Raw genomic sequence first — 17,390 nt, forward strand, 5'->3', positions numbered from 1 at the left:
CGAGGTACCTCGGTCAGCATCCGAGGAGGAGGCAGCATGAGGAGCGGCGAGAACGTTCGTACGCTCGGGGTCGTCGGCACCGGCGCGATCGGTGTCAGCTGGGTGGTCCTCGGGCTCGAGCACGGACTGGACGTGGTCGCCTGGGACCCGGCCGAGGGGGCCGAGGAACGGCTGCGTGCACAGGTCCCCGAGGGATCTCTGCGGTTCGCGGACGGCCTCGAGGACCTCGGCGCGGCCGCCGACCTGGTGCTCGAGAGCGGACCCGAGCGGCTGGAGGTCAAGCGCGAGATCTTCGCCGCGCTCGACGCGTCAACGCCGGCTGATGTGCTGCTGACCAGCAGCTCCTCGGGGCTGATGCCGAGCACGTTCCAGGACGCCTGCACGCGGCACCCGGAGCGGGTCCTGGTCGCCCACCCGTTCAACCCGCCCCACCTGGTGCCGCTGGTCGAGGTCGTGGGTGGTTCCGCGACGTCGAAGGAGGCCGTCGAGGCTGCTGTGGAGACCCTGCGCCACTTGGGCAAACGTCCCATCCACATCCGCCGCGAGGTTCCGGGGCACGTGGCCAACCGGCTCCAGGCGGCGCTGTGGCGCGAGGCCTACCACCTCGTCGACCAGGGCATCGTCTCCGTCGCCGACATCGACACCGCGATCGCCGACGGTCCCGGTTTGCGCTGGTCCCTGCTCGGGCCCTTCGCGACCCAGCACCTCTCCGGTGGTCCCGGCGGGCTGGGCCACGTGCTCGAGCACCTCGGCCCGCCCATGGTCGACTGGTGGGACGACCTGGGTCACCCCGAGCTCACCGCCGGCTTGATCGACAAGCTGGTCGACGGGGTCGACGAGGAGCTCGACGGGACCTCCGCCGAGGACCTGGTCGCGCGCCGCGACCAGGCGCTGCGGCGACTGCTGGAGATCAAGACCGACCTCGGGCTCAACTGAGCCCCACACACACCCGAAGACGACGAACGAGGATCGACATGTTGGACAGCGGCATCGGATCGTGGCCCGCCCGCCGGGCCCGGATGACCCCTGGCGCGCGGGCGTTCGTGCAGGACGACGCGGTGGTGACGTACGCCGAGGTCGACCGCCTCGTCGAGGCGGTCGCCCGTGGGCTGAAGGCCCGTGGCGTCGCGGCCGGCGACCGGGTCGCCTTCCTCGGCCTGAACTCCATCGAGCTCGCGGTGACACTCTTCGCCACCGCGCGGCTGGGGGCGGTCTTCCTGCCGCTCAACACCCGGCTCGCGCCGCCCGAGCTGGCCTGGATCCTCACCGACGCCGAGCCGGCGCTGCTGATCCACGCCGACGACTTCGACGAGGCGGTCTCCGCCGAGCCCGTCGCGACCCTCGGCCTGCCGCGCCACCGGTTCACCGCCGCCGGCGGGCACGGGCTGGAAGCCCTGGCCCTCGAGTCGGCAGGGGAGCGGGCCGAGCGGATCGACGTCGAGGTCGGTCTCGACGACGTCTTCATGATCCAGTACACCTCCGGCACCAGCGGCCGCCCGAAGGGTGTGATGTTGACGCACGGAAACATCGCCTGGAACGCGTTCAACCTGCTCGTCGACGTCGACATCCGCTCCGACGAGATCGCCCTGGTCACCGCGCCGCTGTTCCACACCGCCGCGCTCAACCAGGTGCTGCTCCCGACCTTCCTCAAGGGCGGCACGTCCCTGATCGCGGCCCGCTTCGACCCGGCCAAGGCGATCGCCACCATCGAGCGGGAGCGGGTCACCCTGCTCTTCGGCGTCACCTCGATGTACCAGGCCCTGGCCCAGGAGCCGACCTGGGCGAGCGCCGACCTCGACAGCCTCCGTTCGGCCCTGAGCGGCGGCGCCCCGATCCCACGCACCCTCCTCGACACCTGGCAGTCCCGCGGTCTGCACATCATCCAGGGATACGGCCTCACCGAGGCCTCCCCGGGTACGACCATGCTGCGCGCCGGCGACGGCCTCGAGAAGCTCGGCTCCGCCGGCACCCCCTGCTTCTTCACCGACGTACGCATCGTCGCTCCCGGCGGTGAGGACGCCGTCCCCGGCCAGCCGGGCGAGGTCCACGTCAGCGGTCCCAACGTGACCCCCGGCTACTGGCACAACGCAGCGGCGACGGAAGCTGCCTTCGACGGGCCGTGGCTGCGTACGGGGGATGTCGCGGTGCTCGACGACGACGGCTTCCTCTTCGTGGTCGACCGGGTCAAGGACATGTTCATCAGCGGCGGCGAGAACGTCTACCCGGCCGAGGTCGAGCAGGCGGTCTACACACATCCCGACGTCGCCGAGGCTGCGGTCATCGGCGTGTCCGACGAGCGCTGGGGAGAGGTGGGAAGAGCCGTCGTCGTACGCCGCTCCGACTCCGCCCTCACCCAGGACGACCTGCTGAAACACCTCGACGGACGGCTGGCCCGCTACAAGATCCCCAAGGCCGTCGTCTTCGTCGACGAGATCCCGCACAACGCCTCCGGGAAGCTGCTGAAGTCCCGGGTGCGCGAGCTGTACGGCACCCCGGAAGGAGCCACCCCATGACCGGCCGCTACCAGCCCCGGATCGACACCCGAACGATCCGAGCCCTCGACATGCACACCCACGTCGAGGCCGACCACCACGGTCACCTCTCGCTCGACCAGGAGCTGATGGACGCCTCGGCGGCCTACTTCCGCGGCGACCACCCCCGCACCCCGACCGTCGACGACCTCGCCGCCTACTACCGCGAGCGGAACATGGCCGCGGTGATCTTCACCGTCGACGCCTCGACCGGCCTCGACCACCCGCCGCTGTCGAGCGAGGAGATCGCCGAGCGCGCGACCGAGCACGCCGACGTGCTGATCCCGTTCGGCTCGGTCGACCCCCGCAAGGGCGAAGCGGCCGTGAAGCAGGCCACGAAGCTGGTCGAGGACCACGGCGTACGCGGCTTCAAGTTCCATCCCGGCCTGCAGGCCTTCTCCCCGAACGACCCGGAGCACAGCCCGCTGTGGGCGACCCTGCAGGAGCTCGGTGTGGTCGCGCTCTTCCACACCGGCCAGACCGGGATCGGGGCCGGCCTGCCCGGCGGCCGCGGGATCAAGCTGCGCTACTCCGACCCACTGCTCCTCGACGACGTGGCTGCCGACTTCCCCGACCTGCAGATCGTGATGGCTCACCCCGCCGTCCCGTGGGTCGACGTGCAGATCTCGATCGCCACCCACAAGGCCAACGTGCACATCGACCTGTCCGGCTGGTCGCCGAAGTACTTCCCGCCGCAGCTGGTCAAGCAGCTCAACGGCCCGCTGCGCCACAAGGTTCTCTTCGGCTCCGACTTCCCGGTGATCACCCCCGACCGCTGGTTCGCCGACCTTTCGATGCTCGAGATCAAGGACGAGGTCCGTCCCCTGCTCGTGAAGGACAACGCCCTGCGCCTGCTCGGGCTGGACTGAGCGACTGTTTTTCGCCGCCAACCCCTTGACGGGGTGACGTGCATCACTAGAATCGACAGGAATCCTGATAAACAGGAATCCTGAATGGAGCCCCCATGACCCTCACCTCCGGCGGTAGCACGACCGGTCCACGCACGCAGATGGGCCGGATCGTCGCCAGCAGCTTCACGGGCAGCCTGATCGAGTACTACGACTTCCTGCTCTACTCCACCGCCTCGGCGGTGGTCTTCAACCAGGTCTTCTTCTCCAACCTCGACCCGGTCACCGGCACGATCGCCTCCTTCGGCACCTTCGCCGCCGGCTACCTGGCGCGCCCGCTCGGCGGCGTGGTCTTCGGCCACTTCGGCGACCGGCTCGGGCGGAAGAAGATGCTGGTCCTGACCATGCTGATCATGGGTGTGGTCAGCTTCCTGATCGGCTGCCTGCCGACGTACGGCCAGATCGGGGCGGCCGCGCCGGTTCTCCTGGTCCTGCTCCGGGTCGTCCAGGGCGTCGCGATCGGCGGCGAGTGGGGTGGCGCGGTGCTGATCACCGCCGAGCACGCCACCTCCCGGCGCGGCCTGTGGGCGTCGTTCACCAATGCCGGCGCTCCGGCCGGCATGGTCCTCTCGACCGCGGTGATGGCGTTGATGGCCTCGGTCACCACGCCCGAGCAGTTCACCGCATGGGGCTGGCGGGTGCCGTTCCTGCTCAGCATCGTTCTGCTCGGGGTCGGTCTCTGGATCCGGCTCAGTGTCACCGAGTCGCCGGCCTTCGAGGCGATGAAGGACCGCAGGGCGGAGGCGAAGACGCCGCTGCTGGAGATCCTCCGCGAGCACCCGCGTACGCTCCTGCTGGCCGTCGGTGTCGGCCTCGGCGCCTTCGTGGTGCAGGGCACCTTGACCACCTTCCTGATCTCGTACGCCCTCGGTGCCGGATTCGAGCGGCCGACGGTGCTCAATGCGCTCACGGTCTCCTCGGCCGGCGCGGTCATCGGCATCCTCGGCTGGTCCGCGCTCACCGACCGCGTCGGCCGCCGCCCCGTGGTGCTGACTGCCGCCGTCGCGACCGCGGTCTTCGCGTACCTGCTCTTCCCGATGCTCGACAGTGGTTCGGTGGCGCTGCTCGTGCTCGCGGTCGTCCTCGGGCAGTCGGTCATCCATGCCGCCTTCTACGGCCCGCTCGCCGCGCTGATGAGCGAGGTCTTCAAGACCTCCTCGCGCTACACCGGCGCCTCGCTGGGCTACCAGCTCGCCGGCATGGGTGCGGGTCTCTCCCCGCTCCTCTTCGCCTCGTTGCAGAAGGCCGGAGCCGGCACCGTCATGCTCTCGACGGTCATCGCGGGGTTCTGCCTGCTGAGCGTGTTTTCCCTGATCAGGCTCGGGGAGACCAGCTCCCGCGAGCTCGTCGACGCCTGAGGTCCCCATGCAGCAGAGCCCGCCGTGCGAGTCGCGGCGGGCTCTGCTGTCTCATCTGTCCCGGGCCGGCCGGCGAGCCGCCAGGTATTCGGCGGGCATGCCCGGCCCTGGACGCACCACGACCTGCTCGGGCGGGACGTTTCCATGCTGCTCGCACCTCGTCTCGACATGGATCGGCTCGCCGCAGTCGGTGTGCAGGTAGTCGATGGGCCGCCCGTCGGGGGCGAACCAGGTGTCGCCCCACTCGGTGAGGGCGATCAGCGCCGGGCGCAGGCCCTGGGCCATCGCGGTGGGCCGGTAGTCGCCGGCGTCGTCGCGCGTCATCAGCCCGGCCTCGACGAGGGTGGCGAGGCGCGTCTTCAGGATGTTGGTCGCGATGCCGAGGTTGTGCTGGAAGTCCCCGTAGCGCGTGACGCCGGCGAAGATCGCGTCCCGCAGGATCAGCAGGGTCCAGCGCTCGCCCACGACCTCGAGGGAGCGGGCGATGGAGCAGATCTGGCCGTCGTACGTCTTTCCGAGCACGAGGACGACTCTAACAAACCACTTGCATGATGAAAGTCGTCGTGTCTACGGTGGGCTTGCATGATGCAAGTCCAGGATCCAAGTCACAGCCGATCCCAAGGGGAGACCATGAGCGACCTGACCGCAACCTTCACCGTCGACGCCACGCCGCAGGAGGCGTACGAGGCCATCAACGACGTACGCTCCTGGTGGGGGCACCACATCGCGGGACCGACCGACCGGGTCGGCGCCGAGTGGTTCTACCTGGTGCCGGACATCCACTACTCGAAGCAGGTCGTCAGGGAGCTCGTCCCGGGTGAGCGCGTCGTGTGGGAGTTCACCGACGCCTACCTCGACTTCATCGCCGACAAGAAGGAGTGGATCGGCACGACCGGCCGCTTCGACATCGTCCGCGAGGGCGACCAGACCCGGGTGACCTTCACCCATGAAGGCCTCGGGCGCGGGGACGAGTGCTTCGACGTCTGCTACGACGCCTGGACCCACTACATCACCGTCAGCCTCAAGGGCCGGATCGAGTCGGGTGAGGGCACCATCCGGACCCAGGACGAGGACAAGGCCGCCATCGGCCGGTGACGCTCAGGCGAGGATGCCCCGGATCTCGTCGATCGTCCGGACGAGCAGCGCGCCGGTGTGCGGCTTCGTGACGCCCATCGTCGGCTCCGGCCAGAGGGTGAGGGGGACGCTCTGCCCGTCAGCGGAGGTGATCACGAACCCCTCGACGACCCGCGCGGTGTTGATCCTGACCTCGGCCGCCGCGACGGTCGCGCCCCGTCCGGGAAACGCGAGCAGCCGCGCCGGCTGCCCCGGGCCGCTCTTCCAGACCGACACCTCGTCAGGGCTCACCACCAGGATCGTCGCGGAGAGCTTCCACATCCCCATCTGCGGTCGCGTGAAATAGGCATGCGCCGTCGCCCGGAACGCCGCGAGGGCTCGTCGTTGTCCGCGGACGGTCGCGGCGCCGTACGCGACGAGGCCCGCCACGCCGGCGAGCAGGGCGATCACGATCACGATGAGCACCAGCACGGCGGGTAGTCCACCACACCCGCGGGTGAGAAGTGGTCGATATGGGCCCTCCGGAGCCGCTCGGGAGAGCCCGAAGTGACCACTCCTCGAGCGGTCGATCGCACGCCGGCCGCGCTCTCGTGCCTGGTATTACTTGAACATGCTGAAGACCTGGCTCGGCCGCGGTCGTCTGGCGTTGTACGTCGCCGCGACCGTGCTGGGCATCGTGCAGGCCGCGGTGCTGACCGACGCCTACGACGTCGCGGGCGGGGTCGCGCTGCTGCTCGGGTTCACACATGCCGCCTCGATCCCGTTGGCGCTCCGGCGTCCGGTGGAGGCTGCCGGGCTCTCCCTGGTCGCGGTGACCGTGGCCGCGCTGGCCATCGCGAGGCAGGGCGAGGGCGGATGGCCGTGGATGATCCCACCGCCGACGCTGACGCAGTTGCTGGTGCTGGTGGTGCTGACCCTGGTTGCCGGGTGGCGGGTGGCCGCGATCACCCTGGGCATCCAGGTCGCTGCTGGGGTGGTGCTGGCCGTGGTCGGGATGGCCTGGAACCCTTTCGTCGACTCGCTTGTGGCGGTGGCCAACTTCGCCTCGCTCGCGCTGCTGATCGGCGCGCTGGCCACCGTCGCCCGCCGGCTTTCGGAGAGCCGCAGCGCGCTGCGCGAGGAGCACGAGCGTCGCTCGGTCGTGGAGGAGAAGGCCCGCATCGCCCGCGAGCTGCACGACGTGATCGCCCACAACATGTCGCTGATCACCGTGCAGGCCAGGTCAGCTCCGCACCGGGTCGACGACGTCAGCCCGGCGGCGGAGGCGGAGTTCGCCGAGATCGCCGACCTGGCGGCCTCGGCGCTGCGGCAGATGCGCGGGGTGCTCGACGTGCTGCGTACCGCGGAGGGGCAGTCGGGTCGGGTCCCGGTGCCGGGCATCGACGGGCTGGGTGAGCTCTTCGAGTCTGCCCGCGGGACCGGGCAGCGGGTCGAGGTGCGCGGTGACCTCCCTGAGCTCGCCGACGTTGCCCCTGAGGTGGGCACCGCGGCCTATCGGATCGTGCAGGAGGCGCTCAGCAACGCCCGTCGCCACGCTCCCAGCGAGGCGGTCGGCGTCGACCTGACGCTGGGGGAGGAGGACCTCGAGATCCGGGTCGCCAACCCGCTCGACGGTGCCGCACCTGCGGCCGAGAACACCGGCGGCGGTCACGGCCTGATCGGGATGCGTGAGCGCGCCGCAGCCGTCGGCGGTAGCCTCAACGCCGGAGCGGTCGACGGCGGGTTCGTCGTCGACGCCCGGCTCCCGGCCCAAACCGCCATGCGCATGCCCTCCAAACGCGGTAGAAAGACGCCGTGACGGTGAAGATCGTGGTCGTCGACGACCAGGAGATGGTGCGCTCCGGCTTCGTGGCGCTGCTCAACACCCAGCCTGACATCGACGTCGTCGGCACCGCCGCGGACGGCTCCGAGGCGGTGCAGGTGGTGCGGCGTACGCATCCCGACGTGGTGCTGATGGACGTCCGGATGCCGGTGATGGACGGGATCGAGGCGCTCCGGCAGCTCTCCGAGAACCCGGCCACCGCGCAGACCAAGGTGGTCATGCTGACCACCTTCGACGCCGACGAGTACGTCCACGAGTCGCTGCGCCTCGGCGCGAGCGGGTTCCTCCTCAAGGACGCCTCGCCCGACGAGCTCGCCTCCGCGATCCGGGTGGTCCATGCCGGCGAGGCGCTGCTCTCGCCGTCGGTGACCCGGCAGGTGATCGCGCAGTTCGCCCGCGCCCCGCGCAAGCGCAAGCAGGACCCGCGCCTCAAGCAGCTCACCGAGCGCGAGCGCGAGGTGCTCGAGAACATCGCCCGCGGCAGCTCCAACAGCGAGATCGCCGCCGAGCTCTTCCTCGCCGAGCAGACCGTGAAGACCCACGTCAGCCGCATCCTCGGCAAGCTCGGCCTCCGCGACCGCGCCCAGGCCGTCGTGTTCGCCTACGAGAGCGGCCTGGTCGCTCCGCACGTCTGACGACCCGGCCCGCAATGGTGCGGGCCGGGTCATGCATCTCAGCGTGGCCAGATTGCGTTGGTGACCTTCCCCCCGCTGACGTCCACGGTCAGCTGGACCGGACCGTCCGGCCGGACGTACAGCTCGTAGTTCCCCTCGGCGACCTCGTAGAAGACAACCGAGTAGACCGTGTCGCCCGCGGGTGTCGGTCGTGGCACCACAGCGACGTGCGGCAGCCCATGGTGATGACCGTGATCGCGGTCATCGTGGCTATGGCCCTTCGCATGCTTCGGCCCAGGCGGGACGGATGGGCCGGTCGGGCGCAGCTCGATCTCCAGCCCTTCGAGCTCGGCCGGCATCTCTACGACCAGGGCACCGATGTCGCCACCGATGTCCAGTGGCACCGATGACCCCTGCCCGGCATGGGGGTTCTCGCGGAGATTCGCGTCCTTGCTCATCAGGCGGCCGGCACGCCCGGCTCGGACTGGTATCCGCCGGCAGGCGTACCGAGGTACGGGAACACCTTCAGGTAGTCGGAGTTCGTGTTCGACGTACCGTCCTTGACCGCGCTCGCCGCGTCGTCGGGGGTGAACTTCGGGTCGACGAGCGGGATGGTGAGCCCGGCGACCGCTCGCAGCTCGACAGTGACCACGTCGTCGAAGACCCGGCGTCCGTTGGGGAATCCGGCGGCATCGCCGGCGACGAGTCCGAGCGGGTTCGGTTCCTTGGCCGGCGGAACGGCGACGTTCAGTCGGAGCATGTCGGACTCGACCGGGCCGGTGTAGTTCTGGAACCCCGGCACGACGCCCTCCGGGATCCCGGTCAGCAGGATCGCTGCGAGGTCCGCCCGCGGCTTCTTGTACGCCGCCAGGTTCGGGAACACATCCGGGTAGAGCACGGGCAGCAGACCGGCGAGCTCCGGCTTGGTCACGTACTTGGCGTACTCGCTGTCCTCCGACGGCCGCCTGCTGTTCCACCTGTCCTTCTCCGCCATCGGCACGATGACCTCGTTGAACAGGGGATTGCCCAGCCGCGAAACCTGCTTGTGCGGGCCGTGCCACAAGGAGATGCCGAGAAGCTCGTCGAAGATCCTGGACTGCTGCCGGCTGGCCGACGCCCAGACACCGATGGTCGCCTTCGGGTCCATCACGTCCTTGGGGACCCGACCGTTGCGGGTCAGGTCGCTGATCGGGACCTGGAGCGCGATCGTGTGCACGTTCGAGCCCTGCAGACCGTTGACCCCGGCCGCTTCAGCCGACGGGATCAGGTGCGCCATCTGGAACGGCCGCAGCGTACCGAGGTCGAAGATGCTGCCCAGGTCGGCGAAGAAGCCGTCCGCGCGCTGCCCGGCGAACACCGTGCGTCCGCCATCGAGGGTGTGGACCGCAGCCTTGGCGAGCTTGGCGTAGTCCGGCGTGCTCCGGACGCCTACGTTGACCGGCGGTGCGGGGAGGTCACGGCCCAGGGTCCGGGACCTGCCCTTCTCCACTCGGGTGACCGAGTAGTACTGCGGACGGTTCCAGGTCTCGTCGTCGATCGAGGTGATCGGTCCGGTGTTGTAGAGGAAGGTCTTCTTGTTCCGGATCTCGGCCCGGAACCGGAACTGGTAGCTGATGTCGGTCTTACCGTCTCCGCCGTTGGAGATGTGGATCTGGTAGAGCACGTCGTCGCCGAACTCGTAGAAGTTCGGCCCGCCGTACGGGTTCTGGAACGGGATGAAGTTTGCGATGAGCGTGACCGTGTCCGGCTTGTCCGGGCTGACGAACGCGTAGACATCGGTGTTGTCGGCGACCGGATCTTTCGAGATCTCCGGTGCTTCGCGATGGGACGACATGAAGTTCCTCCACTAGAGGCGCTGATCGATGAGATGAAGTACGAAGGGAGCCGCGGTACGCCGGCCCGTAATGAGGTCAGGCGGTCCGCGCGGATCCGGCCAGGCGGGCGGCGAGCTCCCGATCGGTCACCAGGACCTCGCGGTCGCCGACCATGATCGCCAGCTGGCCCTGCTTGACGTTCTTCACGTGCACCACGAACGACTCCGCGTTCGCCAGGTCGACCGACTCCAGGCCGGCCGCCGCATCGGCGGATGACGGACCGAAGATCTTGGGTGCGGCGACCGCGCCGACCGCTGCCGCTGTCCCGGCCCCGGCGATCACCAGGAAACCGCGACGTGACTGTTCACTCATGGCTGTTCCTTCCACTCGACAGGCGCTGCCACCGAACGGCCAGCTGCGGCCCTATCTGGTGGCGGTGATCTGGATCACAAAGTCGCGCCACGGCGTGATTCGTCCTCGAGGGCGAGATGGATTTGATGAGACGCGAAGCCTTCGCCTCGGTGCGGTCGATCCCAGCCACGAGTCGCACCGGGTTCTGGCTCCTAGGGGGCATCCCGCACTACCCCGGTAGGGGGTCGAATGGCTCCCGGGAGTGACGCGCGGATCGACGCCTGATCCCTACCGTCACGGCCATGACAGTTGTGATGCCGCTCAGGTACGGCCTCAACGAGGCCGACGGAACCATCGGACCCCGCCTCCTCGCCTGCGACCCGCCCGGAGGGGCGCGGGTCGTGGAGGCCTTCGGGGATGTCGTGACCGCCGACCACATCGCGGTCCTGGTGCCCGGCAACGGCCACCACCTCGGCAACTACTTCACCAGCACCGAGGCCCACAGTCCACGCTCCCGGGGGCAGTTGCTGCTGCGTACGATGCAGGAGATCGCGCCGGAGAGCCGGTCGGCGGTCGTGGTCTGGCTGGGCTACCACTCGCCGCCGGAGTGGTACAACGCGATCACCAACGGGCCCGCCTACGCCGGCGCCGGCGACCTGGCCGCCCTCACCCACTACCTGCCGCGCTCTGCCCATCTCACCCTGGTCGGGCACAGCTACGGCTCGACCGTCGCCGGCCTCGCCCTCGCAAGTGCCCGCGCCGAGGACTACGTGGCGCTGGGCAGCGCCGGGATGGGTGCGGTGCGGCGCTCCGAGCTGGGCACCGGCACCCGGCTCTGGGCTGCGTACGGCGAGACCGACCGGATCCGGCTGGTCCCGCGGGTGCGGGTCGGGCGTCTCGGTCTCGGTCGCGGCCCGCTCGAGCTGGGCGCGACCCGCTTCGGGACCGGCGACATCCCCGGCCACTGCGGCTACTACGCCGAGGGCAGCGAGTCGCTGCTCAACATCGCCCGGATCGCTCTGGGTCGCTACGGCGAGGTGACACCGGCCGGCACGACCACCGCTCCGCGTACGCCGCGGCGCACCCAGCACATCGCAACTCTGCCCATCAAAGAAGTGGAGACAGCAGCATGATCACCGACGAACCCGCCATCTGGACCCAGGGGCTCCGCAAGAGCTACCCCGGCCGCGGCGCAGCCCTGGACGGCATCGACCTCGCCGTCCCCGCCGGCACGGTCCATGGCCTGCTCGGCCCGAACGGCGCCGGCAAGACCACGACCGTACGCATCCTGGCCACCCTCGCCAGCTTCGACTCGGGCCAGGCCTGGGTCGCCGGCCGCAACGTCGCCCGCGACCGGGCCGGGGTGCGGGCGCGGATCGGCATCGCCGGCCAGTACGCGGCGGTCGACGGCGTCCTGAACGGCCGGCAGAACCTGGAGATGTTCGCCCGCCTGCACCGGATGCGTGCCCGCGCGGCACGACAAAGAGCCGACGAGCTGCTGGAGCGCTTCGACCTCGTGGAGGCCGCCGGCCGGCCGGTGAAGGGCTATTCAGGGGGCATGCGACGAAGGCTCGACCTTGCCGTCAGCCTCATCCGCAGCCCGCGGGTGCTCTTCCTCGACGAGCCCACCACCGGGCTCGACCCGCGCAGCCGGATCGAGGTCTGGGACGCCGTCCGCGAGCTGGCCGACTCGGGCACGACCGTGCTGCTCACCACCCAGTACCTGGAGGAGGCCGACCGGCTGTGTTCACGCATCACGATGGTCGACCGCGGCCGCGTCGTCGCCGAGGGGACGCCCGCCGAGCTCAAGTCCAGCGTCGGCGGCCGGGACCTCGACGAGGCGTTCCTGCTGATCACCGAGGGGGCGTGAGATGAGCACCCTGACCGAACCCACCGTCCACGGATCACGCATCACGTGGGCGACGGTCGACACCTGGGTGGTGGCCAAGCGCCACCTCCTCCATCTCGTACGCCGCCCCGACGAGCTCCTCGGCACCCTGATGATCCCGGTGATGGCGGTGGCCATGTTCGGCTTCGTCTTCGGCGAGGCCTTCGGGGTCGCGATGGACGTGCCGGGGGAGGAGTATCGCGAGTTCCTGCTCCCCGGCCTCTTCGCCCTCACCATGGCGTTCGGCATCGGAAACACCACGATCTCGGTCGCCGAGGACGTACGCGGCGGGGTGTTGGACCGGATGCGATCCCTTCCCATGTCGCCGGTGGCGGTGCTGGCCGGGCGGGCCCTGGCCGACGTGATCCTGGCCGTCGTCGAGCTCAGCATCCTGCTGGCGCTCGGGACGCTGTTCGGCTGGCAGGCCCATCTCGGGCTCGGCGCGGTGATCGCCGCGCTCGGGCTCCTGGTCCTCCTCAGGATGGCGTTCTCCTGGGTCGGCATCCTGCTCGGTCTGCTGGTCAGCGGCCCGGAGGCGGCGATGAAGTACTTCGCACTCGTCTTCCCGCTCGCCATGGTCGCCGACACGATCGTGCCGACCGACCTGATGCCGGGCTGGCTCGCGCTCCCCGCCGCGTGGAACCCGCTCTCCTCGACCGTCATCGCCACCCGCGAGCTCTTCGGCAACATGGCCGCCCCGGCGACCTCCTGGGTCGGCGAGCACGCCCTCACCATGGCCGTCCTCTGGCCGGTCGCCATCATCGCGATCTGTCTGCCGCTGGCCATGGCTCGGCTGCGCCGGCTGGGGCGGTGACCGCGATGACCACGCTCTCCACCGAGGCGCACCGTCAGGTCAACGCCTACACCGAGCTGATGCGCCGCGTCAGGCAGGAGGGTCTCCTGGCGCGGACGCCGAGGACGTACGCCCGGCGGGTGGCGCCCCTCGCCACCGGGCTTCGCGATCGCGCTGATCGCTCTGCTCGCCCTCGGGCAGACCTGGTGGCAGCTGCTGGTCGCGGTGGCCTTCGGGCTCCTGTTCACCCAGACGGCGTTCCTCGCCCCCAACGGCGACCCCGTCGCCTCCCCGTTCGTCGCGGCCAAACAGGACGGGCCGACGGCGGGTCTACGGAGTCGGATCGGCGAGCACCGCGGCCCGCACCCGGCCGTGCTCGGAGTAGTCGGGATCGGCCTCCACGGTGGCCGCACCACCGAGCTCCTTCTCCCACCTCCGGGTGAGGGACGCGGTCTCGCCCTCCTCACGGGCTCGCCGGTCGAAGGTGATCCGGGTGACGTACCCGTCGTCGGACCAGACCAGCACCCCGTCGACCTCTGCCTCGAAGCGCTCGCCGTCGGGCAGGACGAGGTCGATGTGCTCGCTGTCGTAGTCACGCATCCCGGGGAACTCCTCGTTGTCCTCGGGCAGGCTGGAGAGCTGGATCGGCTCGCGCAGGTCGAGCTCGATGGTGTCGGGGTCGCGGACGATCTGGGCCCACACGACGAGGGTGGCGACGAACAGCACCGGCACCGCGAGCACGCCGACGCCGGTCCAGGCCAGCGGCTTCGGGTTCTTCCCCGACAGCCGCACCACGGCGGCGGCGACGAGCAGGGCCACCGCGACCGCCACGAAGAACAGCAGGACGGCCCCGACGACGATGATCAGAACCGCGCCACCCGCACCCATGGGCTCAGTATCCCGACCGCAGCCGCACACTGCACGGCCAAATACGCCTACCCGACGGTGTCGACGATGCAGACGGCCAGCGTGGAGAAGAAGACGACCCCGGCGAAGATCGCGTGGAAGCTCACCCGGAGCGGTAGCCGGCCCTTGAACATCGAGCGGAGCGCGACCTGGTAGGCGCCGACCGTCGAGAGGTGGCTGCCGCCCATCGCCCGCGCCCGCCGCAGCAGCATCATGTCGCCGAAGGCGTTGCCGATCGTGATGAGGACGAAGGCGGCCCACGCCCACAGGACCTCGTCGGTCAGGACGTACGTGGTGAAGGAGGCGACGCCGAGGACGGAGAGCGCCACGTGCGTGACGACGGTCCGCGGGGGAGTCCGGCCACGCCCGAGCCAGCTCGTCAGCAGCAGGACTCCGACCGCGGCCTGGACGAGCCACGCCACGAGGACGACGTACGTCATGGTGCGACCGTACGAGGCCTCGTGGCGTGGTGGACGTGCGCTGCCGACGATCCCCGATAGAGGGGAGGAGGCCGGTCAGAACGGGGTCAGCGTCACCCTCATCTCGGAGGCGTTGTCCTCGACGTACGAGGCGAAGCCGCCGACGTCGTCGAAGGCGAACCCGTAGGCCTTCCCGTCGACCGTGTTGTCATGCATCGCCTTGCAGTACGCATGGGTCGGTGAGCCCTGGTAGAACCCACCCGGGTCGCCGGTGGGCTGGTCCGCGGAGGCGAGCAGCGTGGTCCGGTTGAAGCCGGCGCCGAGCACGGCGGCGACCGGGCCGGTGATGCCGTCGTTGGGGGCGGCCAGGGCGCCGTCGCAGAAGAGCACGTCCCGGGTCGAGGGCCGGCTGAACGCCTTGACGCCGCCGTCGAAGACGAACTGGTCGCCGCTGACCCTGCCTCGGAAGGTGGCGTTGTTGGCGTTGACGACCAGGTCCTCGCCGGCGTACTTCGACCACACCTGGTCGATGTAGGAGTCGAAGAACGTCGAGGAGAACCTCCCGGCGTCCAGCCCATGCCCGGGTGCGATGATCCGGCGGTCGTCGACGACGAGCGAGCCGAAGTCGGGCGAGGCTGAGACCGCCGAAAAGATCTTCTCGCGGCCGCCCTCGACGAGGGTGCCGGTGGTCGGCGACTCCTCGCCGGTCAGCGCGATCGAGAGCGGGACGCTGAACATGTCGACCATGGTGGTGTTGCAGTAGATCCGGCCGCTCTTGTAGGTGAACTCGACGCAGTCGTGCAGCACGCCGTAGCTGGGATCGGACTCGACCCAGGCCGCCGGGTAGGCGAGCGCGTTGCCCTCGTTGACCTTGAACTTCAGCTTGTCGCCGAGCGAGAAGTAGATCCGTCCCGACATGTCGGCGGGGATCTGGGAGAGCGTGTCGCCGCTGCCCGAGAACGGGATCGCGTAGTCGGCGTAGCCGTCGGCGCCGTTGTCGGCGAGGGAGACGGGCACGAGCGCCCCCTCGGGGGTGACCCGGGACTGCTCGCCCGTCGCCAGGTTGGTGCCGACGACGTAGAAGTGGATGGAGGCGTTGTCGTAGGCGCCGGTCCGGTTGACGAAGCGGAGCCCGAGCGTGGCCTGGGCACCGAGGCCGGCGGCGCCCGGCGGTCGGTTGGCCTGGGCGGCCTGTCCGTGGGTCCCGCCGAGGAGCGGCACGGCGAAGGCGGCAGAGGTGGCGGCTAGTACAGATCGTCTGGTCAGCATGGGACCTCCCGAGTGGGGAACTGTAGGAACCGAATTACAGTAAGGGTCCTTTACAGAAAAAGTCCATACTCTTGTCGAAGGGCATCGGGCCGGCGTCGGTTCGATCACAAACGCCGATCGAGTGACCAAAACGGCCTCCGGGGGCAGCGGATGTTTCGTCAACCTCGCTAGCCTGAATGCTTGTGAAAGTTGTCGTGCTCACCGGAGCCGGGATCTCGGCCGAGAGCGGTCTCGCCACCTTTCGGGACGCCGATGGGCTCTGGCAGGGGCACCATGTCGACGAGGTGGCCACGCCCGAGGCCTTCCGCCGCGATCCGGCGACGGTCCACCGGTTCTACGACGATCGCCGCCGGGAGCTGCGGGCCGTGACGCCCAATCCGGCTCATATCGCGCTGGCCAGGCTCGAGCAGGTCCTCGGCGACGAGCTGCTGGTGGTCACCCAGAACGTCGACGATCTCCACGAGCGTGCCGGATCCCGCCGGGTCGTGCACATGCACGGTGAGCTGCTCTCGGCGCTCTGCGACTCGTGCCAGGGCCGGTTCGCCTGGGACGACGACCTCGCCGACGCGCCCGCCTGTCCGGGCTGCGGCAACGACGCTCTGAGGCCGGATGTGGTGTGGTTCGGCGAGATGCCCTACGACCTCGATCTGATCGAGCGCGCGCTCGTCACGGCCGACCTCTTCGTCGCCATCGGCACCAGCGGTGCCGTCTACCCGGCCGCCGGTTTCGTACGTATGGCCGCGCTCGCCGGAGCCAAGACGCTCGAGCTCAACCTGGACCCGTCCGAGACCTCGCACCTCTTCCACGACGCCCGTCAGGGACCGGCCGGCAAGCTGGTTCCGGAGTGGGTTGCCGACGTACAGGCCCTCTCGCGTTGACCCCTGGGTAATTTCTGTCACGATATGCCGGTGCTTCGCCATGCCGTGCTCAAGACCGCCCTCATCGTCGCGCTGACCAGCGCTCTCGCCGGCTGTGGCGAGGGGGAGGGAACACTGTCCCAGGCGCGCGACTACGCGAAGCGGCCCGGCAACCAGATCGCCGAGGATGCCCGCACCGCGATGCACGACATCCGCACCGTCCATGTCGAGGGTGACGTGCTCGATCCGCAGGGCACCAAGATCACCGTCGACCTCGACGTCTCCGCCGAGGACAGCTGTGTCGGCAAGGTCAGCATCGGCGACGGTGAGATCTCGCTGCGCTCCATCGGCGGGGCGGCCTGGTACCAGGGCGACGTGGAGTTCTGGAAGGCGATCGCGCCGGCCAAGGGCGAGGGTGAGCGCATCGCCAAACGGGTCGGCGAGAAGTGGGTGAAGCTCGAGGGCGAGATGGCCAGCCTGCGCGCCTTCTGCAGCATCGACAGCCTCACCGCCCAGATGGTCCCGGCCGAGGCCGAGGCACAGGCGATCGGCCCGGCGATGGCCGCCGACGGACCTGCCGTGCGCCTCGATGTCACCCACGGCGAGACCGAGAGCCGGACGTACGTCCTGGCCTCGAAGCCCCACCGGATCGTGAAGTGGACCCAGGGCAGCTCCGGAGAGCTCACCTTCTCCGACTTCGACAAGGAGTTCCAGGTCGAGGAGCCCGCCCCCGGCGAGGTCTTCGACCTCGCCGAGCTGGAGGAATGATTTCTAGGAATGAATCCA

20 protein-coding genes are annotated in these 17,390 nt (G+C 69.5%); 12 read left to right on the top strand and 8 right to left on the bottom strand.

Annotated features, from left to right (window positions below; all coding sequences use genetic code 11):
• The first annotated feature begins 36 nt into the window (after window positions 1–36).
• The 4 genes from ACFVDI_RS10905 to ACFVDI_RS10920 all read left to right on the top strand — a co-directional run bounded on the left by ACFVDI_RS10905 (window position 37) and on the right by ACFVDI_RS10920 (window position 4,797).
• Window positions 37–936: a 3-hydroxyacyl-CoA dehydrogenase NAD-binding domain-containing protein gene (locus tag ACFVDI_RS10905; protein WP_378904199.1), complete on the top strand. Its 900-nt coding sequence runs from the start codon at window positions 37–39 to the stop codon at window positions 934–936.
• A 38-nt stretch (window positions 937–974) separates the two neighbouring features.
• Window positions 975–2,513, top strand: coding sequence for a long-chain fatty acid--CoA ligase (locus ACFVDI_RS10910; RefSeq protein ID WP_378904201.1), 1,539 nt, complete (start codon window positions 975–977; stop codon window positions 2,511–2,513).
• Window positions 2,510–3,400, top strand: coding sequence for a 4-hydroxyphenyl-beta-ketoacyl-CoA hydrolase (gene couO, locus ACFVDI_RS10915; RefSeq protein ID WP_378904203.1), 891 nt, complete (start codon window positions 2,510–2,512; stop codon window positions 3,398–3,400). Before ACFVDI_RS10910 ends, couO begins: the two co-directional genes overlap by 4 nt.
• Window positions 3,401–3,495: 95 nt before the next feature.
• Complete coding sequence (locus ACFVDI_RS10920) at window positions 3,496–4,797, top strand: MFS transporter (RefSeq protein WP_378904206.1); 1,302 nt, start codon at window positions 3,496–3,498, stop codon at window positions 4,795–4,797.
• A 51-nt stretch (window positions 4,798–4,848) separates the two neighbouring features.
• On the opposite strand, the gene ACFVDI_RS10925 is transcribed toward ACFVDI_RS10920, so the two are convergent.
• Window positions 4,849–5,319, bottom strand: coding sequence for a winged helix-turn-helix transcriptional regulator (locus ACFVDI_RS10925; RefSeq protein ID WP_378904209.1), 471 nt, complete (start codon window positions 5,317–5,319; stop codon window positions 4,849–4,851).
• 108 nt (window positions 5,320–5,427) lie between these two features.
• On the opposite strand from ACFVDI_RS10925, the gene ACFVDI_RS10930 reads away from it, so the two are divergent.
• Window positions 5,428–5,892, top strand: a complete 465-nt coding sequence (locus ACFVDI_RS10930) for an SRPBCC domain-containing protein (RefSeq protein ID WP_378904212.1) — start codon at window positions 5,428–5,430, stop codon at window positions 5,890–5,892.
• A gap of 3 nt (window positions 5,893–5,895) precedes the next feature.
• Here the strand turns inward: ACFVDI_RS10930 and ACFVDI_RS10935 are convergent, their stop codons facing one another.
• Entirely contained in the window at window positions 5,896–6,342 is a 447-nt protein-coding gene (locus ACFVDI_RS10935; protein WP_378904215.1) for a hypothetical protein, read from the bottom strand.
• 139 nt (window positions 6,343–6,481) lie between these two features.
• Here ACFVDI_RS10935 and ACFVDI_RS10940 point away from each other — a divergent pair, with 139 nt between their 5' ends.
• Window positions 6,482–7,669 carry a sensor histidine kinase gene (locus ACFVDI_RS10940; RefSeq protein ID WP_378904218.1) on the top strand — a complete coding sequence of 396 codons (1,188 nt, stop codon included), beginning with the start codon at window positions 6,482–6,484 and terminating at the stop codon, window positions 7,667–7,669.
• Complete coding sequence (locus ACFVDI_RS10945; RefSeq protein ID WP_378904221.1) at window positions 7,666–8,328, top strand: response regulator; 663 nt, start codon at window positions 7,666–7,668, stop codon at window positions 8,326–8,328. The genes ACFVDI_RS10940 and ACFVDI_RS10945 overlap by 4 nt, the downstream gene beginning before the upstream one ends.
• Window positions 8,329–8,366: 38 nt before the next feature.
• Here the strand turns inward: ACFVDI_RS10945 and ACFVDI_RS10950 are convergent, their stop codons facing one another.
• The 3 genes from ACFVDI_RS10950 to ACFVDI_RS10960 form a co-directional block, all read right to left on the bottom strand.
• Window positions 8,367–8,711, bottom strand: a complete 345-nt coding sequence (locus ACFVDI_RS10950) for a hypothetical protein (protein WP_378904224.1) — start codon at window positions 8,709–8,711, stop codon at window positions 8,367–8,369.
• Between the two features lie 53 nt (window positions 8,712–8,764).
• Window positions 8,765–10,141: a DUF4331 domain-containing protein gene (locus ACFVDI_RS10955; protein WP_378904227.1), complete on the bottom strand. Its 1,377-nt coding sequence runs from the start codon at window positions 10,139–10,141 to the stop codon at window positions 8,765–8,767.
• Window positions 10,142–10,217: 76 nt separating this feature from the next.
• Complete coding sequence (locus ACFVDI_RS10960) at window positions 10,218–10,493, bottom strand: twin-arginine translocation signal domain-containing protein (RefSeq protein WP_378904230.1); 276 nt, start codon at window positions 10,491–10,493, stop codon at window positions 10,218–10,220.
• A 281-nt stretch (window positions 10,494–10,774) separates the two neighbouring features.
• Between ACFVDI_RS10960 and ACFVDI_RS10965 the strand changes: the two genes are divergently transcribed.
• From ACFVDI_RS10965 to ACFVDI_RS10975, 3 genes are read left to right on the top strand one after another with little or no spacing between them, the layout of a single operon-like run.
• Window positions 10,775–11,605 (top strand): alpha/beta hydrolase, encoded by an 831-nt coding sequence (locus tag ACFVDI_RS10965; RefSeq protein ID WP_378904233.1) that lies wholly within the window; start codon window positions 10,775–10,777, stop codon window positions 11,603–11,605.
• Complete coding sequence (locus ACFVDI_RS10970; RefSeq protein ID WP_378904236.1) at window positions 11,602–12,342, top strand: ABC transporter ATP-binding protein; 741 nt, start codon at window positions 11,602–11,604, stop codon at window positions 12,340–12,342. Before ACFVDI_RS10965 ends, ACFVDI_RS10970 begins: the two co-directional genes overlap by 4 nt.
• A 1-nt stretch (window position 12,343) precedes the next feature.
• Complete coding sequence (locus ACFVDI_RS10975; RefSeq protein WP_378904239.1) at window positions 12,344–13,174, top strand: ABC transporter permease; 831 nt, start codon at window positions 12,344–12,346, stop codon at window positions 13,172–13,174.
• Window positions 13,175–13,483: 309 nt separating this feature from the next.
• On the opposite strand, the gene ACFVDI_RS10980 is transcribed toward ACFVDI_RS10975, so the two are convergent.
• The 3 genes from ACFVDI_RS10980 to ACFVDI_RS10990 all read right to left on the bottom strand — a co-directional run bounded on the left by ACFVDI_RS10980 (window position 13,484) and on the right by ACFVDI_RS10990 (window position 15,747).
• The gene (locus ACFVDI_RS10980) at window positions 13,484–14,041 is read right to left on the bottom strand and encodes a hypothetical protein (RefSeq protein WP_378904242.1); all 558 of its coding nucleotides are present in this window, start codon (window positions 14,039–14,041) and stop codon (window positions 13,484–13,486) included.
• A 47-nt stretch (window positions 14,042–14,088) separates the two neighbouring features.
• Window positions 14,089–14,499, bottom strand: a complete 411-nt coding sequence (locus tag ACFVDI_RS10985; RefSeq protein WP_378904245.1) for a hypothetical protein — start codon at window positions 14,497–14,499, stop codon at window positions 14,089–14,091.
• Between the two features lie 75 nt (window positions 14,500–14,574).
• Complete coding sequence (locus tag ACFVDI_RS10990) at window positions 14,575–15,747, bottom strand: beta-1,3-glucanase family protein (RefSeq protein ID WP_378904248.1); 1,173 nt, start codon at window positions 15,745–15,747, stop codon at window positions 14,575–14,577.
• A gap of 176 nt (window positions 15,748–15,923) precedes the next feature.
• On the opposite strand from ACFVDI_RS10990, the gene ACFVDI_RS10995 reads away from it, so the two are divergent.
• Window positions 15,924–16,625 (top strand): NAD-dependent deacylase, encoded by a 702-nt coding sequence (locus ACFVDI_RS10995; protein ID WP_378904251.1) that lies wholly within the window; start codon window positions 15,924–15,926, stop codon window positions 16,623–16,625.
• A gap of 30 nt (window positions 16,626–16,655) precedes the next feature.
• The gene (locus ACFVDI_RS11000; protein ID WP_378904254.1) at window positions 16,656–17,372 is read left to right on the top strand and encodes a hypothetical protein; all 717 of its coding nucleotides are present in this window, start codon (window positions 16,656–16,658) and stop codon (window positions 17,370–17,372) included.
• Window positions 17,373–17,390 lie beyond the last annotated feature (18 nt).

This window comes from Nocardioides sp. NPDC057767 (assembly GCF_042798275.1).
In the GTDB taxonomy this organism is placed as follows: domain Bacteria; phylum Actinomycetota; class Actinomycetes; order Propionibacteriales; family Nocardioidaceae; genus Nocardioides.